The 21,625-nt window shown below is 65.9% G+C and carries 17 protein-coding genes; 14 read left to right on the top strand and 3 right to left on the bottom strand.

Annotation, left to right across the window (positions count from 1 at the left end; genetic code table 11):
• Positions 1-46 precede the first annotated feature (46 nt).
• From map to asnB, 7 genes are all read left to right on the top strand, one after another.
• Positions 47-820: a type I methionyl aminopeptidase gene (gene map / locus ABE093_RS02940; protein WP_430759348.1), complete on the top strand. Its 774-nt coding sequence runs from the start codon at positions 47-49 to the stop codon at positions 818-820.
• Positions 817-3,390 (top strand): [protein-PII] uridylyltransferase, encoded by a 2,574-nt coding sequence (gene glnD / locus ABE093_RS02935; RefSeq protein ID WP_430759347.1) that lies wholly within the window; start codon positions 817-819, stop codon positions 3,388-3,390. The genes map and glnD overlap by 4 nt, the downstream gene beginning before the upstream one ends.
• On the top strand, positions 3,291-4,217 hold the full coding sequence (dapD, locus tag ABE093_RS02930) for a 2,3,4,5-tetrahydropyridine-2,6-dicarboxylate N-succinyltransferase (RefSeq protein ID WP_430760071.1): 927 nt from the start codon (positions 3,291-3,293) through the stop codon (positions 4,215-4,217). Before glnD ends, dapD begins: the two co-directional genes overlap by 100 nt.
• A gap of 89 nt (positions 4,218-4,306) precedes the next feature.
• On the top strand, positions 4,307-6,256 hold the full coding sequence (locus ABE093_RS02925; RefSeq protein WP_430759346.1) for a CocE/NonD family hydrolase: 1,950 nt from the start codon (positions 4,307-4,309) through the stop codon (positions 6,254-6,256).
• Positions 6,257-6,318: 62 nt separating this feature from the next.
• Positions 6,319-6,678, top strand: a complete 360-nt coding sequence (locus ABE093_RS02920) for a Spx/MgsR family RNA polymerase-binding regulatory protein (protein ID WP_430759345.1) — start codon at positions 6,319-6,321, stop codon at positions 6,676-6,678.
• Positions 6,675-7,838: a succinyl-diaminopimelate desuccinylase gene (dapE, locus tag ABE093_RS02915; protein ID WP_430759344.1), complete on the top strand. Its 1,164-nt coding sequence runs from the start codon at positions 6,675-6,677 to the stop codon at positions 7,836-7,838. Before ABE093_RS02920 ends, dapE begins: the two co-directional genes overlap by 4 nt.
• Before the next feature lie 179 nt (positions 7,839-8,017).
• Positions 8,018-9,700: an asparagine synthase B gene (asnB, locus tag ABE093_RS02910; RefSeq protein ID WP_430759343.1), complete on the top strand. Its 1,683-nt coding sequence runs from the start codon at positions 8,018-8,020 to the stop codon at positions 9,698-9,700.
• Here the strand turns inward: asnB and ABE093_RS02905 are convergent.
• Positions 9,697-10,350 carry a thiopurine S-methyltransferase gene (locus ABE093_RS02905; protein WP_430759342.1) on the bottom strand — a complete coding sequence of 218 codons (654 nt, stop codon included), beginning with the start codon at positions 10,348-10,350 and terminating at the stop codon, positions 9,697-9,699. The genes asnB and ABE093_RS02905 overlap by 4 nt on opposite strands.
• Positions 10,350-12,602, bottom strand: a complete 2,253-nt coding sequence (gene parC, locus ABE093_RS02900; protein WP_430759341.1) for a DNA topoisomerase IV subunit A — start codon at positions 12,600-12,602, stop codon at positions 10,350-10,352. Before parC ends, ABE093_RS02905 begins: the two co-directional genes overlap by 1 nt.
• A gap of 159 nt (positions 12,603-12,761) precedes the next feature.
• Between parC and ABE093_RS02895 the strand changes: the two genes are divergently transcribed.
• From ABE093_RS02895 to ABE093_RS02865, 7 genes are all read left to right on the top strand, one after another.
• Entirely contained in the window at positions 12,762-13,088 is a 327-nt protein-coding gene (locus ABE093_RS02895) for a hypothetical protein (protein WP_430759340.1), read from the top strand.
• A gap of 148 nt (positions 13,089-13,236) precedes the next feature.
• Positions 13,237-13,752, top strand: coding sequence for a 3-hydroxyacyl-[acyl-carrier-protein] dehydratase FabA (fabA, locus tag ABE093_RS02890; RefSeq protein ID WP_430759339.1), 516 nt, complete (start codon positions 13,237-13,239; stop codon positions 13,750-13,752).
• The gene (gene fabB, locus ABE093_RS02885; RefSeq protein WP_430759338.1) at positions 13,752-14,960 is read left to right on the top strand and encodes a beta-ketoacyl-ACP synthase I; all 1,209 of its coding nucleotides are present in this window, start codon (positions 13,752-13,754) and stop codon (positions 14,958-14,960) included. The genes fabA and fabB overlap by 1 nt, the downstream gene beginning before the upstream one ends.
• A 157-nt stretch (positions 14,961-15,117) precedes the next feature.
• The gene (locus ABE093_RS02880) at positions 15,118-15,528 is read left to right on the top strand and encodes a GntR family transcriptional regulator (RefSeq protein WP_430759337.1); all 411 of its coding nucleotides are present in this window, start codon (positions 15,118-15,120) and stop codon (positions 15,526-15,528) included.
• Positions 15,529-15,560: 32 nt separating this feature from the next.
• Positions 15,561-16,475 carry an ABC transporter ATP-binding protein gene (locus ABE093_RS02875; protein WP_430759336.1) on the top strand — a complete coding sequence of 305 codons (915 nt, stop codon included), beginning with the start codon at positions 15,561-15,563 and terminating at the stop codon, positions 16,473-16,475.
• Positions 16,476-16,493: 18 nt separating this feature from the next.
• On the top strand, positions 16,494-18,296 hold the full coding sequence (locus ABE093_RS02870; RefSeq protein ID WP_430759335.1) for a hypothetical protein: 1,803 nt from the start codon (positions 16,494-16,496) through the stop codon (positions 18,294-18,296).
• Positions 18,293-20,398, top strand: a complete 2,106-nt coding sequence (locus ABE093_RS02865) for an alpha/beta hydrolase family protein (RefSeq protein WP_430759334.1) — start codon at positions 18,293-18,295, stop codon at positions 20,396-20,398. The genes ABE093_RS02870 and ABE093_RS02865 overlap by 4 nt, the downstream gene beginning before the upstream one ends.
• A 4-nt stretch (positions 20,399-20,402) precedes the next feature.
• Here ABE093_RS02865 and ABE093_RS02860 read toward each other — a convergent pair whose 3' ends face one another.
• Positions 20,403-21,614 (bottom strand): sialidase family protein, encoded by a 1,212-nt coding sequence (locus ABE093_RS02860; protein WP_430759333.1) that lies wholly within the window; start codon positions 21,612-21,614, stop codon positions 20,403-20,405.
• Positions 21,615-21,625 lie beyond the last annotated feature (11 nt).

The raw sequence follows: 21,625 nt of genomic DNA, 5'->3' as shown, positions 1-21,625 counted from the left end.
CGGCAAGGGAATCGTCGGGTATTGACGGATCGGCGATAATGTCGGCATGCATATCAAGAACGCCGCCGAAATCGAACAGATGCGCGAAGCCGGGCGCCTCGCCTCCGAGGTCCTCGACCTCATGGCCGAGCATGTCCGCCCGGGCGTCAGCACCGAGGAACTCGACCGCATCGCCCGCGAGCACATCATCAACGTCCAGGGCGCGATCCCGGCCAACATCGGCTATCGCGGCTACCCGAAGACCCTGTGCACTTCGGTCAACAACGTGATCTGCCACGGCATCCCGAGCGAGGCCAAGATCCTCAAGGACGGCGACATCGTCAACATCGACGTCACCGTCATCAAGGACGGCTGGCATGGCGATACCAGCCGCATGTATTTCGTCGGCGAACCGTCAGTGATGGCGAAGCGACTGGTCGATACTACCTACCGGGCGATGTGGGCAGGCATCCGCGCGGTGAAGCCGGGCGCGACGCTGGGTGATGTCGGCCATGCCATCCAGCAGCTCGCCGAAGCCGAGCGCTTCAGCGTGGTGCGCGATTACTGCGGCCACGGCATCGGCAAGATCTACCACGACGAACCGCAGGTGAAGCACTACGGCAAGCCGGGGCAGGGGCTGGTGCTGACCCCGGGCATGACCTTCACCATCGAACCGATGATCAACGAAGGCGGCTTCCACACCAAGCTGCTGCCCGATGGCTGGACCGTGGTCACCAAGGACCGCAAGCTCTCGGCGCAGTGGGAGCACATGATCGTGGTGACCGAGACCGGCTACGACGTGCTGACGGTGTCGGCCGGCAGTCCGCCGCCGCCGGCGTGATCGATCCCGCCGCGGACGCCGCGTGGGCGCAGGCTGCGCGCGAACGCGTGCAGGCGCTGGATGCGCAGCTGGCTGCGCGTTTCGATCGTGGCGAGGTCGCGTCGAAACTGACTGCAGCGCGCGCGCAAGGCATCGATGTCCTGGTGCGCGAGGCGTGGGCGCAGTGCATTCCAGATTCGGTAGATGCCGCGCTGTTCGCGGTTGGCGGTTACGGCCGTTCCAGTCTGTATCCGCAGTCCGATGTCGACCTGTTGGTGTTGACCGCGCAGGCTTCACGCCCTGATGTCGCCGAAGCGATTTCGCGCTGCATCGCCTTGCTGTGGGATGCGCGGATTCCGGTCTCGCACAGCGTGCGTTCGCGCGATGAAACCATCGTCGCTGCCCGCGACGACATCACCGCGGTGACGGCATTGATGGATGCGCGCCTGCTGGCAGGTGCGGAAACGGCAGTGGCGGAACTGGCTGATGCCATCGCGCCGGAACGCTCCTGGTCGCCTGCGCAGTATTTCGAGGGCAAGCGCGAAGAGTTGCGTGCGCGCCATGCCCGTTTCAACGATACCGCCGACAACCTCGAACCCAACATCAAGGAAGGACCGGGCGGCCTGCGCGACCTGCAGACGCTGCGCTGGATGGCGATGCGCGTCCTTGGCGCATCCGGACTGGATGCGCTGGAATCGCTGGGCCAGGTCGGCCATGGTGAGCGCGGGACGCTGGAAGGTGCGGCAGCGGTGCTGCAACGCTTGCGTTACGGCCTGCATCTGGTCGCCGGCAAGCGCGAAGAGAGAATGCGCTTCGACAACCAGCGCGCGCTGGCGGCGCGGATGAATCGCGTCGAGCAGGCCGACAACGCCATGGTCGAAACGATGATGCAGGAGTTTTATCGCAATGCCGCGCGCGTGCAGCGGATCGGCGATCGCCTGCTGCAACGTTTCGAGGAGCAGCTGGAAGGCGAGGCGGTCGCCGAAGCGATCGACGACGAATTCGAATTGCAGCGCGGCTATCTGGTCGCGCGCGATCCGGCATGGCCGGCTGGCGATCCCGCGCGCATCTTCGATCTGTTCGCCACCTGGGAGCGCGAGCCCGACGTGCGCGGCCTGCATTCGCGCACCGCGCGTGCCCTGGCCGAAGCCTTGCCGTCCGTTCCCGCCTATACCGATGCAGCGCCGGCGCTGCGCGAACGCTTCATGCAGTTGCTGGCCGCGCCGGGCGCGGTGGCGACGCTGGAACGGATGGCGCGCCTCGGCGTGCTCGCGCGCTGGATTCCGGCATTCGCGCGGGTGACCGGCCGCATGCAGTTCGACCTGTTCCACACCTACACGGTCGACCAGCACACGCTGGCGTTGCTGCGCAATTTCGCCCTGTTCGCGAGTGGCGCCGATACCCAGCGCTTCGCCCGCGCGCATGAAGTGTGGCCGCTGCTGCGCAAGCCGGAACTGCTGTTGCTGGCCGGACTGTTCCACGACATCGCCAAGGGGCGTGGTGGCGATCATTCGGTTCTCGGCGCGGTGGACGCACGCGAGTTCTGCATCGCCCACGACCTCTCCGACGCCGACACCGCGCTGGTGGCGTGGCTGGTGGAGCAGCACCTGACGATGTCGGTCACCGCGCAGAAGCAGGACATCAGCGATGCCGAAGTGGTGCAGAAGTTCGCGAAGCTGGTCGGCGATCGCGAGCGCCTCGACCATCTCTACCTGCTGACCTGCGCCGACATCGCGGCGACGTCGCCCAAGTTGTGGAACGCATGGAAGGATCGCCTGCTCGGCGATCTCTATGTCGCGACGCGACTGGCCCTGCGTCGCGGATCGGAAGATCCGGTCGCGATCGATGCCCGCATCGCCGAAGCGCAAGCGAACGTCGGCCTGCTGCTCGACGGCATGGGGCACGACGACGATGGCATGCGCTGGTTGCCGGAGCGCAGTTTCCTGCATGCCCGCGCAGAGCAACTGGCGTGGATGGCGGCGCAACTCCTGGGCATGACTCCCGGGGAAACGCGGGTCGCCGCGCGCCATCCGGCAGCGGGCGACATGTCGCTGGAATTGCTGATGCACACGCCGGATCGCCCCGGCCTGTTCGCCGCCATCGTCGCCACTCTCGATCGCCTCGGTCTCGATGTCCTGCACGCGCGCCTGCTCGATGCGCCGCAAGGGCATGTGCTCGATACCTTCGTGCTGATGCCTCGCGACCCGCGCAGCGCGATCGAGCCGGTCGAGATCGAACGCCGGCTCGCCGACGTGCTGTCGCGCCCGCTCGATCAGGTGAAGCCGGCGCGCCATTCGCGGCCGAGCCATCTCCGTCATTTCCGCGTCGCGCCGCAGGCCGGTTTTTCCGAGGAATACGGCCGCACCGTGCTCGCGATCGTCTGCAACGACCGTCCGGGCCTGCTTGCCGATATCGCGCACCTGTTGCTGCAACATCGCTATGCAGTGCACGATGCCCGCATCGCCACCTTCGGCGAGCGCGCCGAAGACGTATTCCGGATCAGCCGCGCCGACGGACAACCTCTGGACAGCGCCGCGCAGGACGACCTGCGCCAGGCCTTGTCCGCCATCCTCCAGGGAGACCATGCATGACCGCATCATCGTTGCAGCAGACCATCGAATCCGCGTGGGAACGGCGCGCCGAACTCGACGCCGCCGCGCTCGATGCCCTGCGTCCGCACGTCGATGCCGCGATCGAAGGCCTTGAAGAGGGCGTGTTGCGCGTCGCCGAGCCGCAGGGCGATGGCTGGCGCGTCAACGAATGGTTGAAGAAGGCGGTGCTGCTGTATTTCCGCACCCAGGACATGCGCCTGGTGCCGGGCGAGCCGGCGCCGTGGTGGGACAAGATCCCGCTGCGCTTCGAAGGGTTCGATGCGGAGAAGTTTCGCGCGCTGGGCGTGCGTGCGCTGCCCGGCAGCATCGTCCGCCGTGGCGCGCACCTGGCCAAGGACGTGGTGCTGACGCCGAGCTTCGTCAACATCGGTGCGCATGTCGGTGAGGGCACGATGGTCGATACCTGGGCGACGGTCGGTTCCTGCGCGCAGGTCGGCAAGCATTGCCACATCAGCGGTGGCGCCGGCATCGGCGGCGTGCTGGAACCGCTGCAGGCGTCGCCGACGATTGTCGAAGACCACTGCTTCATCGGCGCGCGTTCGGAAGTGGTCGAGGGCGTGATCGTCGGCCACCACAGCGTGATCGGCATGGGCGTCTTCATCGGCCAGTCGACCCGCATCTACAACCGTGCAACGAAGGAAATCAGCTACGGCGTGGTGCCGCCGGGCAGCGTGGTGGTGTCGGGGTCGTTGCCGTCGGCCGATGGCAGCCATTCGCTGTATTGCGCGGTGATCGTCAAGCAGGTCGACGAGAAGACCCGCGCCAAGACATCGGTCAACGAATTGCTGCGCGGCCTCGCCGACTGAGGCCGTTGAAGGGCCCGGGCATGACTTCCGGCATGGGCCGCAAGTCATGGCCCGTGCGAATACTGCGGGATTCCTCCCGGATTCCCGCCATGCGCCTCAAGACCTCCCTGCTTGCCGCCGCGCTGATCGCCGCGTCGGCCACCGCCACTGTCACCGCCACTGTCACCGCCCAATCCACCGCGCCGGCGCCCGCCGCCAAGTCGCAGGCCGCGCAGATGGCCGACATGATGGCGGAGATGAAGGCGCGCGGCGAATACGTCAAGGCGCATTACGACAAGCAGGAATACGACGTCGCCATGCGTGATGGCGTCAAGCTGCACACCGTGGTCTATTCGCCCAAGGACGCGGGTTCCGGCAAGACCTATCCGATGCTGATGCAGCGCACGCCGTACTCGGCCGGCCCCTATGGCGACAAGTACAAGAACACGCTGGGCCAGACCGCCGACTACGAGAAGGACGGTTTCATCTTCGTGTTCCAGGACGTGCGCGGCCGCTTCATGTCGGAAGGCGAGTACGTCAACATGCGCCCGGTCGGCGGCAAGGTCGATGAAACCACCGACACCTGGGACACCGTCGACTGGCTCGTCAAGAACATCCACGGCAACAACGGCAAGGTCGGACAGTGGGGCATCAGCTATCCCGGGTTCTACACCGCGATCGGCGCGATCAATACCCATCCGGCGCTGGTCGCGGTGTCGCCGCAGGCGCCGATCGGCAACTGGTTCCTTGGCGACGACATGCATCGCAACGGCGCCTTCGTCCTCAACATGGCCTACGGCTTCTTCAACGGCGGTTTCGGCTATCCGCATCCCAAGCCCACGCCTGAGCAACCGAAGGGCGTCGATTTCGGCACCCCCGACGGCTACGACTATTACCTGAAGCTCGGTGCGCTCTCGAATGCACCGAAGCGCTTCGTGCAGCCGATCGCGTTCTGGGACGACATCGTCGCGCATCCGAACTACGACAGCTTCTGGCAGGCGCGCGATCTGCCCTCGAAGATGAGCAACGTCAAGGCCGCGGTGCTGTTCGTCGGCGGCTGGTTCGATACCGAAGACCTCTACGGCCCGCTGCATCTGTACAAGGCGGTGGAAGAGAAGAATCCCGGCATCCACAATTCGATCATCATCGGGCCGTGGACGCACGGCGGCTGGCTACGCGGCACCGGCCGCAGCGTTGGCGATGCCGAATTCGGCCGCGATACCGCGCTCGATTACCGCCCGGTCGAATACGCCTTCTTCAAGCACTGGCTGAAGGGCGGTCCCGATCCGGACCTGCCGGAAGCCTGGGTGTTCGAGACCGGCAGCAACCAGTGGCAGCGCTTCGACAGCTGGCCGCCGAAGAACGTCACGCCGCGCACGATCTACTTCCAGCCGGGCAACGGCCTGAAGTTCGACGCCAAGCCGACGATCGCCTCGGGCTTCGGCGAATACATCAGCGATCCCGCGCATCCGGTGCCGTACACCACCGAGATCATCAACCGCTGGAGCCGCGACTACATCGCCGCCGACCAGCGTTTCGCGTCGTCGCGCCCCGACGTGATCACCTACACCAGCGAACCCCTGGCCGCGGACACCACGCTCGCCGGTCCGATCAAGGTCAAGCTGTGGGTGAGCACCAGCGGCACCGACTCCGATTTCATCGTCAAGCTGATCGACGTCAACCCCGACAAGATGCCGGGCTACAGCGACGACGACCGCAAGGCCGGCAAGCCCGATCGCGGCGGCCAGCAGACGATGGTGCGCGGTGAACCGATGCGCGCGCGTTTCCGCAACAGCTTCGAGAAGCCGGAGCCGTTCGTGCCCAACCAGCCGACCGCGGTGAACTACACGCTCAACGACGTGTTCCACACCTTCAAGGCCGGCCACCGCATCATGGTGCAGGTGCAGTCGACGTGGTTCCCGTTCATCGATCGCAATCCGCAGAAGTTCGTGCCGAACATCTACGAAGCCAAGGACAGCGACTTCATCAAGGCGACCCAACGCGTCTATCAGGACGCGGCGCATCCGACCGCGATCGAGGTCGGCGTCCTGCAACAGTGACGTGATGTGCGGAATGGACGGATTGGCGATAATCCGTCCATTCCAGCGATGAAGCCCGATCCATGACCACGCTCTACGGACTCAAGAACTGCGATACCTGCAAGAAAGCGCAGAACTGGCTGAAACGCTTCGGGATCGCCTATGCCTTCGTCGACGTGCGCGAATCGCCGCAGGCGCCGGAGACTTTCGTGGCGTGGAAGGATGCCGTGGGTGGCTGGGATGCGCTGATCAACAAGTCGTCGACCACCTGGCGCAACCTGCCGCCGAATCGCAAGACGCCGGGCTCCGACGCCGAGTGGAAACTGCTGCTGCGCGAGCACCCGACGCTGGTGAAGCGCCCGCTGGTGGCGATGGACGACGGCAGCATCCACCAGGGCTTCAGCGACAACGGTTTCAAGAAGTTGTTCGAGGCTGGCAAGTGAGCGAGGTCCTCGACCTGACCAGGGCGCTGATCGAGCGTCGTTCGGTCACGCCCGATGACGCCGGCTGCCAGGCGTTGATCGCGGAACGCCTGGCGAAGGCCGGATTCCGCTGCGAATCGCTGCGCCATGGCGATGTCGACAATCTGTGGGCGACGCATGGCACGGAGGGTCCGACGCTGGCGTTTCTCGGGCATACCGACGTGGTGCCGCCAGGACCGGAGGACGATTGGTCGTCGCCGCCGTTCACGCCGACGCTGCGCGATGGTCATCTGTTCGGTCGCGGTGCGGCAGACATGAAGGGCAGCGTGGCGGCGATGGTCGTCGCGCTCGAGGCGTTCGTCGCGCGGCATCCCGATCATGGCGGTCGTGTCGGCTTGCTGCTGACCAGTGACGAGGAAGGGCCGACCAATCTCGATGGCGTGCGCAAGGTCGCGGAACATTTCCGCGCCAGCGGCGAACGCATCGATTGGTGCGTGGTGGGAGAGCCGTCGTCGAGGGAACGGTTGGGCGACCTGATCCGTGTCGGTCGGCGCGGTTCCTTGACCGGCACGCTGGTCGTGCATGGCGTGCAGGGCCACGTCGCCTATCCCGAAAAAGCACTCAATCCGATCCACGCGTTCGCACCGGCGCTGACGGCATTGGCCAATGAACGCTGGGACGAGGGCAATGACGATTTTCCGCCGACATCGTTCCAGGTTTCCAACATCCAGTCGGGAACCGGCGCCACCAACGTGATCCCCGGCGTGTTGCAGGCCTCGATGAATTTCCGCTATTCCACTGCCAGCCGCGCGGAGGACCTGCGTTCGCGGGTGGAAACCCTCCTGCGCGCGCATGGCGTGGACTTCGCGCTCGAGTGGAATCTTTCGGGCGAACCGTTCCTGTCGCCTGCGGGCGGTCGCCTGCGCGATGTCGCGCTGGCGGTCTGCCGTGAATTCAGCGGCAGCGAGCCGGAGCAAAGCACCGGTGGCGGTACCTCCGATGGGCGCTTCATCGCGCCGCTCGGCACGGAGGTGGTGGAGATCGGCCCCGTCAACGCCAGCATCCACAAGGTGGACGAGAACGTGCGCGTCGATGATTTGGAGCGCTTGCCGGGACTGTATGGCGCGGTGATCGAACGGTTGCTGGCGCAACCGTTGCGCGCTGCGGCAAAACTGGGGTAAGGTCTGGCCATGACCCGCGCTTTCGCCATCAATAATCGCAACAACGCCAGCCCCCCGCGGGTCGGTCGTTAGCGCGCGCGTCATACGCTCAACACCCGAAAGCCCGCACCGAAACGTGCGGGCTTTTTCGTTATGCGCCTTTCAAAACTTCGTGTCTTCAAACATCCAGGAGCTTCACCATGTGTTCGATTCTCGGCGTCTTCGACCTCCGCCCCGGCGCGGACCTGCAACCCCTGCGACCGCTGGCGTTGTCGCTGTCCGCGCGCCAGCGCCATCGCGGTCCCGACTGGAGCGGCGTGCACGCCGGGGCCAATGCGCTGCTGGTCCACGAACGCCTGGCCATCGTCGATCCCGCCGGCGGCGCGCAGCCGATCCGTTCCGGTGATGGTGGACTGGTGCTGGCGGTGAACGGCGAGATCTACAACCATCGCGATCTCGAGCGTCGCCTCGCGCATCCCTACGCGTTCCAGACCGGTTCCGATTGCGAAGTGATCAACGCGCTGCATCGCGATGGCGAACCGGCGGAAACCTGGCTTGGCCGACTCAACGGCATCTTCGCGTTCGCGTTGTGGGACGAGCAGGCGAAGCGCTTCATCATCGCCCGCGACCACATGGGCATCTGTCCGTTGTACTGGGGCCACGATGCCGACGGCCGGGTCTGGGTCGCGTCGGAGATGAAAGCGCTCGCCCGCGTGTGCGAGGACGTTGCGGCATTCCCGCCGGGGCACGTCTACGACAGCGCGCGTGGCGAACCGGTGCGCTGGTACAAGCGGGCCTGGCGCGAATACGAAGCAGTGGAAGGCGTCGCCGCCGACAAGGCGGAACTGCGCATGGCGTTCGAACGCGCGGTGCATCGCCAGTTGATGAGCGACGTGCCCTATGGCGTGCTGCTGTCGGGTGGACTGGATTCGTCGCTGGTCGCGGCGTGCGCGGCGAAGTTCGCGCGCCAGCGCATCGAGGACGACGATCGCGGCGAAGCGTGGTGGCCGCGCCTGCACAGTTTCGCCATCGGGCTGGACGGTTCGCCCGATCTCGCCGCCGCGCGGGTCGCGGCCGACGCGCTGGGGACCGTGCATCACGGTTTCACCTACACCTTCGCGGAAGGACTGGATGCGCTGCCCGAAGTGATCCGCCACATCGAAACCTACGACGTCACCACCATCCGCGCGTCGACGCCGATGTTCCTGCTGGCGCGACGGATCAAGGCGATGGGGGTGAAGATGGTGCTGTCGGGCGAGGGCAGCGACGAGTTGTTCGGCGGCTATCTGTATTTCCACAAGGCGCCGAACGCCCGCGAGTTCCACGACGAATTGGTGCGCAAGCTCGACGCGCTGCACAGCTACGACTGCCTGCGCGCCAACAAGTCGATGATGGCCTGGGGCGTGGAGCCGCGCGTGCCTTTCCTCGACGTCGAGTTCATGGACGTGGCAATGCGCATGGACGCCATGCACAAGATGTCCGGTGGCGGGCGCATCGAGAAATCGGTGCTGCGCGAGGCCTTCGAGGGCTATCTGCCCAAGGAAATCCTGTGGCGGCAGAAGGAGCAGTTCAGCGACGGTGTCGGTTACGGCTGGATCGACGGACTGAAGGCGCATGCCGAGGCGCACGTCGGCGATGATGAATTGGCGCAGGCGGAGCGACGCTTCCCGATCAACACGCCACAGACCAAGGAGGCGTATTTCTATCGACGCCTCTTCGAGGAACAGTTCCCTGGCGAGGCCTGCGCACGCACGGTGCCGGGTGGAAAGTCGATCGCGTGTTCGTCACCGGCGGCGATCGCCTGGGATGCGGCATTCGCGGGCATGGCCGATCCCTCCGGCCGTGCGGTCGCCGGCGTGCATAACGCCGCCTTGGCCGGTTAGCGCCTGCGCAGGGTGTAGACGGCGGTGTCGAGTCGCGAGACGCCGCCGATGAAACCTGGATGGTCGGACGGAACCGGTCGCCGGTCGATGCGCTCGACGTTCCACTCGCCGTCGAATCGGGCGTGGACCTCGTCTTCGGAAACCGAGAATGGAGGCCCGGCGCGTTCGTCCTGCGGGTATTCAAGGGTGATCAACAGGCCGCGGCAATCTGTCGGCAGCCGCGAATAAAGTTCATCGGCGTAGCGCAAGCGCAATTCCGGTGGCAGCGCGATGATCGCCGCGCGATCGAAGACCGCGGCGCAATCGCGCAGGGCTTCCGCATCGAGTCCGAAGGCGTCGCCGACGATGATCTCGATCGGCCCGGCGCGATAGTGCGAACCGTAGCGGCTTTCCTCGATCTCCGGCACCAGTCCGTGTTCGGCGAAGAATTGTTCCACCGCCGTTCGCGACAGTTCCACGCCGAGCACGCGATGGCCCTGTGACGCGAACCACGCCAGGTCCAGCGACTTTCCGCACAGCGGCACGAACACGCGCGCGCCTGCGGGGACTTCCAGCGATGGCCAATATTTCACCATCAGCGGTGTCGGCGTCGATTGATGGAAGCCGATCTGGTTGTCGGCCCAGCGCTGGTGCCAGAACGCCGCATCCATCACTCGATCCCCAGCGAATCCACCTTCTGCCACCCACGCGGCAACAGGCTGCCACGTGAAGCCCGCGCGCCGACGTACTCATCCAGTTCCTTCCACGACAGCGTCATGTTGCGCGCGCCCGACTTCACCACCAGCTTGCCGTTCTGCGGAACCACCGCGATCGCGACCACCTGTTCGGTGCCGCGCTTGGCCTTAGGGATCTCGATCAGCTTGTTGCCCTTGCCCTTGTCGAGTTCCGGCAGCTCCGACAAGGCGAACACCAGGACGTGGCCGGCGCTGGTGGCGATGGCGATGCGATCGCTGGCGACATTGCTCGCGGCCGCCGGCTGCAACACCTTGGCGTTGCTGGTGACCGAGAGCATGGCCTTGCCTGCCTTGTTGCGCCCGGTCAGGTTCTCGAACCGGGTGACGAAGCCGTAGCCCTCGCTCGAGGCCAGCACGAAGCGCGCATCGTTGTCGCCAGTCGCAATCCCGCGGAAGGTCGCGCCCGCCGCTGGCGAGAAGCGCCCGGTCAGCGGTTCGCCATTGCCGCGCGCCGACGGCAGCGTGTGCGCGGCGGTCGAATAGCTGCGGCCGGTGGAATCGAGGAAGGCCACCTGCTGGTTGCTGCGACCACTCGCCGCGGCGAGCAGGGCATCGCCTTCGCGATAGGAAAGGGATGCCGCGTCGACATCGTGGCCCTTGGCGGCGCGTACCCAGCCCTTTTCGCTGAGCACGATCGTCACCGGTTCGCTCGCGACCAGTTCCGTTTCGTCCAGCGCCTGCGCGGCCTCGCGTTCCACCAGCGGCGAGCGCCGGGCGTCGCCGAACTTCTTGGCGTCGGCCAGCAATTCGTCCTTGATCAGCTTCTTCAACTTGGCCTTGCTGCCGAGGATGGAGATCAGGCGATCGCGTTCGGCATCGAGTTCGTCCTGCTCGCCGCGGATCTTCATCTCCTCGAGGCGCGCCAGCTGCTTCAGCTTGGTCTCGAGGATGTAATCGGCCTGGTCCTCGCTCAACTCGAAGCGCGCGATCAGCGCCTGCTTCGGTTCGTCCTCGCTGCGGATGATGCGGATCACTTCGTCGAGGTTGAGGAACGCGACCAGCAAGCCTTCCAACAGGTGCAGGCGGCGTTCGACCTTCTCGAGGCGATGCTTGAGGCGGCGCGTGACCGTGTCGGTGCGGAACTGCAGCCATTCCTCCAGCAGCATCTTCAGGTTCTTCACCTGCGGACGCCCGTCGAGGCCGATCACGTTGAGGTTGACGCGATAGCTCTTCTCGATGTCGGTGGTGGCGAACAGGTGGCCCATCAACTGTTCGGTGTCGACGCGGTTGCTGCGCGGGATCAGCACGATCCGCACCGGATTGGCGTGGTCGGACTCGTCGCGCACGTCTTCCAGCCACGGCAGCTTCTTGCCGCGCATCTGGGTGGCGATCTGCTCGATCACCTTCGACGGCGACACCTGATAGGGCAGCGCGGTGATGACGATGTTGCCGTGTTCGCGCACGAAGGTGCCGCGGGCGCGCACGCCGCCGATGCCGGTTTCGTAGATCGAACGCAGGTCGGCAGCCGGGGTGGTGATTTCGGCGGTGGTCGGATAGTCGGGACCGCGCACGTGTTCGCAGAGATCGGCGACCGTGGCATCGGGATCGTCGAGCAGGCGCACGCAGGCGCTGACGACTTCGTTGAGGTTGTGCGGCGGCACGTCGGTGGCCATGCCGACGGCAATGCCGGTGGTGCCGTTCAACAGCAGGTGCGGCAGGCGCGCCGGCAGCCAGGTCGGTTCTTCCAGCGTGCCGTCGAAGTTCGGGTCCCAGTCGACCGTGCCGTGGCCAAGCTCGGCCAGCAGCATTTCCGCGATCGGCGTCAGCTTCGATTCGGTGTAGCGCATCGCCGCGAACGACTTGGGATCGTCGCTGGAACCGAAGTTGCCCTGGCCGTCGATCAGCGGATAGCGATAGGAGAACGGCTGGGCCATCAGCACCAGCGCTTCGTAGCAGGCGCTGTCGCCGTGCGGATGGTATTTGCCGATCACGTCGCCGACGGTGCGCGCCGATTTCTTCGGCTTGGAGCCGGCGCCGAGGCCGAGTTCGCTCATCGAATAGATGATGCGGCGCTGCACCGGCTTCAGGCCGTCGCCGATGAAGGGCAGGGCGCGGTCCAGCACCACGTACATGGAATAGTCGAGGTAGGCGCGCTCGGCGTATTCGCGCAGGGGAATCTGCTCGAAACCGTGGAAGGCGGGGCGGGGCGTGGACGTGGGGTCTGGCATCGAAGCGCTGGCTGGAACCGGAAACACACAGTTTACCGTCGCGACGGTCGCAGCCACGTTTCTGAACACGGGCTTCAGCCTGGGGCCACGGGACGGGGAAGGTTCACGGTCGGGCACTTAGCGTTTGCGCATGGACCCCACTCCCGAATGGAGCCCCGCATGAAAAAGATGAAATTCCTCGCCGCGATCCCGTTGTTCGCCGCGCTTGCCATGGCCGGCACCGCGTCCGCGCAAAGCACGCCGGGGCACGAAGCCAACGAGATCGGCCACAACGTCAAGAAGGACGGCAATTTCGTCAGCCGCAACGTCAAGCAGGATTGGCGCGATCTCACCCACGGTCGCATCGGTGCGGCGCACCAGCGCCACAAGCGCGAATTGTCCAGCGCGCATCGCCGCCATCGCCATGCGGTATCGAGTGCGCACCAGCGCCACAAGGGTGCGGTCAAGTGCTTCTTCAAGACCGGCCACAGCGACTGCCGTCGCTGATCCGCAGTCTGCGCAGCGCATCCGCAAGGCACGCTTCGGCGTGCCTTGTTTTTTGCGGGACGAATCGGGCTCCGCAAACCGTACGCCATCGTCCGGAGTGATGCTGCGCCGCCGCGTAGAATGCCAGTTCGTTCACGGATGCCTTTCAATGACCCGCGCTTCATCGTTTGATCGCGAGCAACTGCTCGCCTGTGCCCGCGGCGAGCTGTTCGGCGCCGGCAACGCGAAATTGCCGGCTCCGCCGATGCTGATGTTCGATCGCATCACCGAGATCAACGAGGATGGCGGCAGCAATGGCAAGGGCTTCATCCGCGCCGAACTCGACATCCGTCCCGACCTCTGGTTCTTCGACTGCCACTTCATCGACGATCCGGTGATGCCGGGTTGCCTCGGTGTCGACGCGATGTGGCAGCTCGCCGGCTTCTACCTGCCGTGGCTGGGCGAACATGGACGCGGTCGCGCCCTGGGCGTCGGCGAAGTGAAATTCACCGGGCAGGTGCTGCCGAGCGCGCGCACCGTGTCTTACGAGATCGACATCCGTCGCGTGCTGCGCGGCAAGCTGCGGCTGGTGATCGCCGATGGCCGCACCCTGGTCGACGGTCGCGAGATCTACACTGCCAGCAATCTGCGCGTCGGCCTGTTCAATTCCACGGACGATTTCTGATGCGTCGCGTCGTCATCACCGGCATGGGGCTCGTCTCGCCGCTGGGCAATACCGCGGACGAGGTGTCGCGCGCGTTGCGCGAAAGCCGATCGGGCCTGCGTTTCATGCAGGACTACGCCGACATGGGCCTGCGCAGCCAGGTCGCCGGCGTTTGCGAGATCGACCTCGAAGCGCGCATCGACCGCAAGCAGAAGCGTTTCATGGGCGATGCCGCCGCCTACGCCCACGTGGCGATGGGCGATGCCATCCATGATGCCGGCCTCGACGACGAGACGATCAGCCAGCCGCGCGTCGGCGTGATCGCCGGTTCCGGCGGCGGTTCGCCGCGCTGGCAGACCGAAACCGCCGACCTGATGCGCGAGAAGGGCGTGCGCAAGGTCGGGCCGTACATGGTGCCGCGCACGATGTGTTCGACGGTGTCGGCGGCCCTGGCCACGGCGTATTCGATCCGCGGCGTCAGCTATTCGATTTCCGCGGCCTGCGCCACGTCGGCGCATTGCATCGGTGCCGGCGCCGACCTGATCCGACACGGCGCGCAGGACGTCGTGTTCGCCGGCGGCGGCGAAGAACTCGACTGGGCGATGACCTGCCAGTTCGACGCGATGGGCGCGTTGTCCACGCATTTCAACGACACCCCGCACCTGGCGTCGCGTCCGTACGATGTCGATCGCGACGGTTTCGTGATCGGTAGCGGCGCCGGCATGCTGGTGCTGGAAGACTATGAGCATGCGATGCGTCGCGGTGCGCGCATCCACGCCGAATTGCTCGGCTATGGCGTGACCAGCGATGGCGCCGACATGGTCGCGCCGAGCGGCGAGGGCGCGGTGCGTTGCATGCAGATGGCGATGCAGGGCGTCGAACGCCAGATCGACTATCTCAACACCCACGGTACTTCGACGCCGGTTGGCGATGTCACCGAGCTCGACGCCGTGCGCGCGGCCTTCGGCCATGCGGTGCCGAGGCTGTCGTCGACCAAGGCGCTGAGCGGGCATTCGCTCGGTGCGGCCAGCGTGCACGAAGCGATCTATTCGCTGCTGATGATGCGCGACGGTTTCATCGCTGCGTCGGCCAACATCGCCAACCTCGATCCGCGCTGCGAAGGCTTCCCGGTCGTGCGCGAGACCGTCGATGCGCGTCTCGACACCGTGATGTCGAACAGCTTCGGCTTCGGCGGCACCAACGCGACGCTGGTGCTGGGGCGGGTTTAAAGCGCACGCCCGCCATCGGGCGCACCCACTGGCCTGCGCGCGTTGTTGCCTTCCTGAGTCTTGAAAAGCCTGCTTCGGGCACGCCGGCGCATGCCCGGTTGACAAAGCGCCATCCAACTGTACTATTCGTACTAGTACACACAAACGGATGGCTGCCATGGCCCGGACTGTTGCCCTGATGATCCAGATCGCCACCGGCGATCCGCGCCCGATCGTGCGCCAGATCGTCGATGCCGTGCGCATGAAGATCGCCACCGACGAGCTCGCCAGCGGCGACCAGCTGCCCAGCGTCCGCGGGCTGGCGCAGCAACTGATGATCAACCCGAACACCGTGGCCAAGGCCTACGCCGAACTGACCACCGAGGGCTGGCTGGAGTCGCGACAGGGCATGGGCTTCTACGTCGCGCTGCCGCGCCAGCGCCTGTCCGATGTCGAACGCGAGCGCCGGCTCGACGATGCCGTCGGTCGCTTCATCAACGACGTGGTTCCGCTGGGCTTCGCGCCCGAAGAAGTGGAGGCGCGCGTCGCGCACGAGTTTCGCCTGCTTGTTCCCCGCAAGACCGCCTGAGCGGCATTGAACCGACTGCACTGGAAACCGACATGGACGCAGACAGCGACTACATCATCGAAACCCGCGCGCTGAGCAAGCGTTATGGCCGCAAGCTCGCGCTGGATCACCTCGATCTCGCGATCCCGCGCGGGCGCATCCACGCCATCGTCGGCGCCAATGGCGCCGGCAAATCGACCTTGTTCCGCATCCTGCTGGGATTCCTGCCGCCCAGCACGGGCGAGGCGCGCATCCTCGGCAAGGACAGCCAGCAACTCACGCCGGACGATCGCAGCCGGATTGGCTTCGTGAACGAAGAGCACACCTTGCCGAACTGGATGCGGGTGTCGCAGGTGATGGCGATGCAGCGGAACCAGTATCTGCGCTGGAACCAGCATGCGTTCGATGGCGTGATCGGCCATTACCACGTGCTGCCCGAGCAAAAAGTCGGCCAGCTGTCGCGCGGCGAACGCGCCGGCTTCAACCTCGCGCTGGCGCTGGCGCAGCAGCCCGAACTGCTGGTGCTCGACGAGCCGACGCTGGGCCTCGACGTGGTCGCCAAGCGCGCGTTCCTGGAATCGCTGATGTACAGCAATGCCACCGACGAATGCACGGTGATCTATTGCTCGCACCAGATGGAGGAGATCGAGCGCGTCGCCGACAACCTCATCATCCTCGAGCAGGGACAGCTCAGGAACATGTCGGCGCCGGAGGATTTCACCTCGCGCGTGACGCACTGGGTGGCGGACGTGCCGTTCAAGGGTCCCGATCCGCGCAGCTTGCCCGGCCTGCTGGAAGTGCAGCGGCTCGACGGCCTGCATCACTACCTGGTGCTGGACCAGGACGACGGTTTCGAGCGCCTGCTGCGCGAAGCTGGCGCGCGCAACGTGCAGTCGATGCCCGTGAGCCTGGATCGCGCGGTCAATGCCTTCCTTGCCAAGAACCATGCCGCGCCGGCTGCGGCCTGAGCGCACGAGGACACGAAGATGTTCGATCTGATCAAGAGTGAATTGGTGCGTTTCCGCGGATGGGCCGCGGCATTGGCCGGCGTGCACATCATCGCCCTGGGTTTCATGTCGCGACTGGTGGACATGGCCCAGCAACCATTGATCGTGCATTGGGTGATCGGCGGGGTGTATGCGCTGGTCGGCCTGCTGTTCGGCCTGTACCAGTTGGGCACGTATCGCAAGCCCAGCCAATGGTTGAACCTGCTGCATCGGCCATTGCCGCAGCAGCGCATCGCCGCCGCATTGGCGATTGCCGCGGCGCTGTTGCTGGCGCTGGCAGTCGCATTGCCGATCGCGTTGATTGCTTTGTGGCAGGACACGATGACCGCGCGCGTGGTCGATCTGCGCCATTGGCTGCTGCCGCTTTCGGCCTGGCTGATCGCGCTGTGCGCATGGATGGCGGGCGCATTCTCCGCATTGCGCGGCGTACGCCATGCCGGGACGGCATTGGTGTTGCTGGCCTGGATCATCACCAGTCGCGCCTTCGGCTTCGGCGTTCTGGCGGTGGAGGGCATCGTGCTGGCGTGGTTGGCGATGCTGTTGCTGGGTGCGTTCAAGCCGGACTTGTCGGCGCCCCCGCGATCATTGGCAGGCACCCTGGTCGCTGCATTGCCGGCGGCGATGGCGGCGTATCTGCTGGTCATGCTGTGCTTCATCGCCATCGAGTTCGCGTGGATCGCGCAGGGCAGCCACCCCAACAACACCACCACGCCACCGCCCGGCGGGCACAACTTCGTCGAGAAGCTCGACAACCGCGGACGCATGCTGGCCGCGCTGCAGGACAGCCACGATCCCGATGCAGCCTTGTTGCGCGAGCAGGTCAAGCTGTCCGATCCGCAGGGCATCGACGTGCAGGTGCCGGTCTTGCCACGCAAGAACGAACTGGCGAACTTCCGCCCGATGGAGTTCGACGACGGCCATCGCAACGTGCGCTGGGTATTCAGCCACGACGACATGCGCCTGCATGGCTACGATCTCGCCATGCGCAAGCCGGTCGGCGTGGTGGGCGTGGGTGCGGCGAATGCGCCATTCCCCGCAGTCGCATTGCCCGGCGCTGGCCTGCGCGGCATGGGCGAGGGCGACGCCGTGCTGGTGGGGGGCAATACCCTTTACCAGTACGTGAGCGAGACCAGGCAGGTGTTCCCGCGGGTCGGTGCGCGCAGCGGCGAAACCCTGCTTGGCGGCGGTCCGGTCGGTGAAACCGTGGCGATGATGAGCGACAAGGCGATCTACTTCCTGGATGGCCGCGCCCTCGTCGAAAACCAGCTGCCGGTGACGCCGCGCCTGCGCGTGCAGATGCCGGGCGCGATGGGCGACCTGCGCAACCTGGATCTGATCGAGCTGGTCGACGGCTATCTGATCACCTTCCTGTATTCGGCGAAGTCGCATGCCAACACCGGTGCCGCGCCGTATCTGGTTGCACTGCACGTACACGATGATGGCCGCGTCGAAACCGTCAATCGCCGCGCGCTGGATTTCGACTATCCGGCGTTGTATCGCTACAGCGCATGGTGGCCGTCTCCCGTGCTTTACGCGATCCGCGAAGCCGCGCGCGATCTGTTCGCACCGGCGATGCCGCTGGACGCCACCGCGCCGGCGCCGATGCCGCGCTCGATCCTGTGGCTCGGCATCGGGCTGTGCCTGCTTTCGCTGGTGGCGGCATTGCGGGTGAGCGCGAATCGTGTCCTGTCGATGCCGGCGCGCATCGCCTGGATCGTTGCCTGCGGCGTACTCGGGCTGCCGGCATTGGCAGCCTTGTGGCTGACGGTGCCGCGCCGATGATCCGCGGGCGTTGGGGAACATGCGTTGCTGCTGCAACTGTCGCGATCTTCTGCGGGTTGTCGCCGCGACCACTGCATGCCGCCACCGATGATGCCGCCGCGCTGCGCGCCTTCGCCAAGGCACAACGTGCGGCATCCCCGGCGCCGCAGCTGCCGCGAGGCGCCTTCCTGCTGGAGCCGGCAACGACGTCGGTGGTGTTGTCGCCGGATGGCAGCCGACTTGCGTGGCTGCGCCAGAATGGCCGCAGTCGTGAAGTCTGGTCGCGCACGCTTGCCGGCGATGCCACGCCGCGTCGCCTCCTTGGCAATACCGGCGCACGCGAGATCGCGTGGACGCGCGACAGCCGTTGGCTGCTGCTGCAGTCGCCGCGCGAAGTGTTTGCGCTCGCGGCGCGCGGGCAGGCCGGTTCCGGCATCGTCGTCACCCTGGGCGGGCAGGCGAAGCGCGAACTCATTGCGGTGGATGGCAGCCAGGGCGCGGCGGTGCTCACCATCGAGCAGTCTGGAATGACCATGCAGGGAACGCCGAGCGCATGGTCGCTGCAGCGCGTCGATGCGCAGGGGCGGCGCACGCAGCTGTGGCGGGACCGGCAGCGCATCACCGATGCGGCGACGGATGCGCAGGGACGCCTGCTCTGGCTGCAGTTGGTGGACGGCACGGCACAGGTGCTGTATCGCTTCGAGAACGGACGTCCGCGCGCAGTCCTGCGATGCGAGGATCTGCATCGCTGCGGTTTGCTTGCCGCCATGCCGGACGGCGGAGCATGGCTGCGAGGCGACATCGGTGGCGATCTCACTCGATTGCAGAGCTTGTCGCCCGATGGTCGCCTGCGCGACGTGCAAGGCGATCCGCGCGGCATTGCCGATGTCGACGAGGTGGTCTTCGATCCGGCCACCAATCGCCCGCGTTTCGTCGCCTACCGCAGTGCCGTTCCCATGCTGCAGTCCTTGGATGCCGCAGATGCCGCACCACTCGCGGCGCTGCAGGCAAAACTGCCGGGACGCGATCTCGATCTCCAGGCCGCGCCCAACGCGTGGCTGGTGGAAGAACGCGGCGGTGCCTTGCAGGGACGGCGTTGGCATCTGTTCGATCCGCGCACGCGAACGCTGGACTTCCTGTTCGACGATGCGCCGACTTTCGCGCGTGGCGGCAAGCCGGCGACGCATATTCCGATTGCGGCAGTCGCCAATGTGTTGCCGGTGAGTTGGCGTGCCTCCGATGGCATGCAGCTACATGGTTTCCTGACCCTGCCGCCGGGACGCGATGCAGCGACGCTGCCGCTGGTCGTCAACGTGCATGGCGGGCCGTGGAGCCATTGGCGTCCGGAGTTCCGCGCGGTGACGCAGATGCTGGCCAATCGCGGATATGCGGTATTCGAGCCGAATCCGCGTTCGTCCACCGGTCATGGACGTGCCTACGTGATGGGCGCCGGCAGCGATTTCGGCAATGGCCGCGTGCAGCAGGACATCGTCGAAGGCACGCGCTGGTTGCTGGCGAACGGCGTCGGCGATGCCAATCGCGTCGGCATCACCGGTGCATCGTTCGGTGGATATTCCACGCTGCTCGGGGTGACCTTCCAGCCGGAATTGTTCAAGGCCGGCGCGGCGATGGTGCCGCCACCGGATTTCGGCTGGGTATTGCGCTGGATCCTGCGCAACCCCGAGGCGTTGCAACTCGGCAACGTGGTGCCGATGCGCGACTGGGCGCGGATGATGGGCGTGGATCCCGCCGATGCGACGACGATGGCGCGCTTGCATGCGCAGTCGCCACTGGCCAATGCGGCGCGCATGCGCCGTCCGTTGCTGATCGCGGCGGGTGGCGAAGACCAGCGCGTCGGCATCGCCGGCGTCATCGAATATGCGGCGCGACTGAAACTGGCCGGCAGCGACGCCAGCCTGCTGGTCGACGCCGACGCCGGGCATTCCAATCGCGAACCGGTCGCGCGCGAAGCCTGGTTGTTCGAACTGGAACAACTCTTCCATGCACACCTGGGCGGTGCGGCGCCGCAACCGCCCGATGGCGAAATCCGTGCCTACCTGCGCAAGGGCTTGCGGATGGCGGGCAAGGATTTCTCGCAGTTCTCGGACGCGACCGTGCGTTGAGGCGTCAATCCTTCGGGGAAACGACAGCGCCAGCCAATACCGGGCGATCTGCGGCGACATCGCTCCAGAGCACATAGAGCTTGCCATCCGCTGCGGCAAGACGGCTGTAGCCGGCGCCGCGGTCACGCCCGGCAAGCGTGTGCAAGGTCATCGACTCGATGGCCGGATTGCGGGCATTGAAATCGATGCGCGCAAGCTTGAGCACGGCCGCGCCTGATTCGTCATCCAGCCATGTCACCCATGTTCCATTGCCGATGAGCGCGGTGCTGGCGCGACCTTGCAGGCGGGGATTGCGCGAAAGTTCCACAGGGGCGCCGAATTTCCGGCCGCCATCGAGGCTGTAGGCAACGCGCAGCGCCTGGACATCGCCGATGCCGGTGTACCACGCCACTGCAACCGCATCATCCTTCGCCGCGATTGCCGGACCGTTCATCGGGCAGCCTTTCAACACCCAGCCATCGGCGTGGACGTTGGCGGGCGTGCTCCAGCGCCCCGTATCAAGCCGGGCCACCATGATGTCGCGGACTTCCGCAGCGGTGCGTCCGCGATAGGCGAGGATGGGGCCGCTGGTGGTCATCGCCGCGTTCGTCCGGCAGCAATCGCATGTGGAGACGTCGACGACGGCTTCATCGCCGCGATCGAGGCGCGTTCCGAACGATGTGGCACGCAACATCGTCGAGCCCGAGGCGATCGTCGCGCGGCCGTCCAGCCAGGCGATGCCAAGGCGATCGCGCGACGCCGGCCACAACGCAGTGAAACCGTGTTCGGTCGCAGTGCCGTCGGTATTGACGTTCACGGGCTGCGACCAGTTGCGGCCGCCATCCAGCGAGCGTGACAGCAGGACATCGCGCGCATGCCCGGAGCCATTCGTATTGCGGCCGAGCCACTGCGCCCACAGCGTTCCGTCTGCGGTCATGCGCACGTGTGGCGTATCCATCGCGTTGCCGAACCATGTCGAATGCGCGACCGTGACCACGGGCGTCCAGCGTCCCGAGGCATAGCGGGAGAGCATCAATGCCTGATCGTCGCCGCTGCCGGGCTGTACCCACGAGAGCAGCAGTTCGTTCGATGGCGTCACCGACAGATCCGCCAGAGAGGCATCGACGGGTGCAGGCAAGCGCCACGGCTCGCTGGGGATCGACTTGCCATGTCCGGATTGCGATGTTCCCGGATGGCATGCGGCCGCGATCAACGCCAGCGCAGCGAGCGCGAACATGCGGATGGAGC

It is taken from the genome of Solilutibacter silvestris, assembly GCF_050574925.1.
Lineage (GTDB): Bacteria > Pseudomonadota > Gammaproteobacteria > Xanthomonadales > Xanthomonadaceae > Solilutibacter > Solilutibacter silvestris_A.
This window is presented reverse-complemented; position numbering and strand designations above follow the sequence as displayed.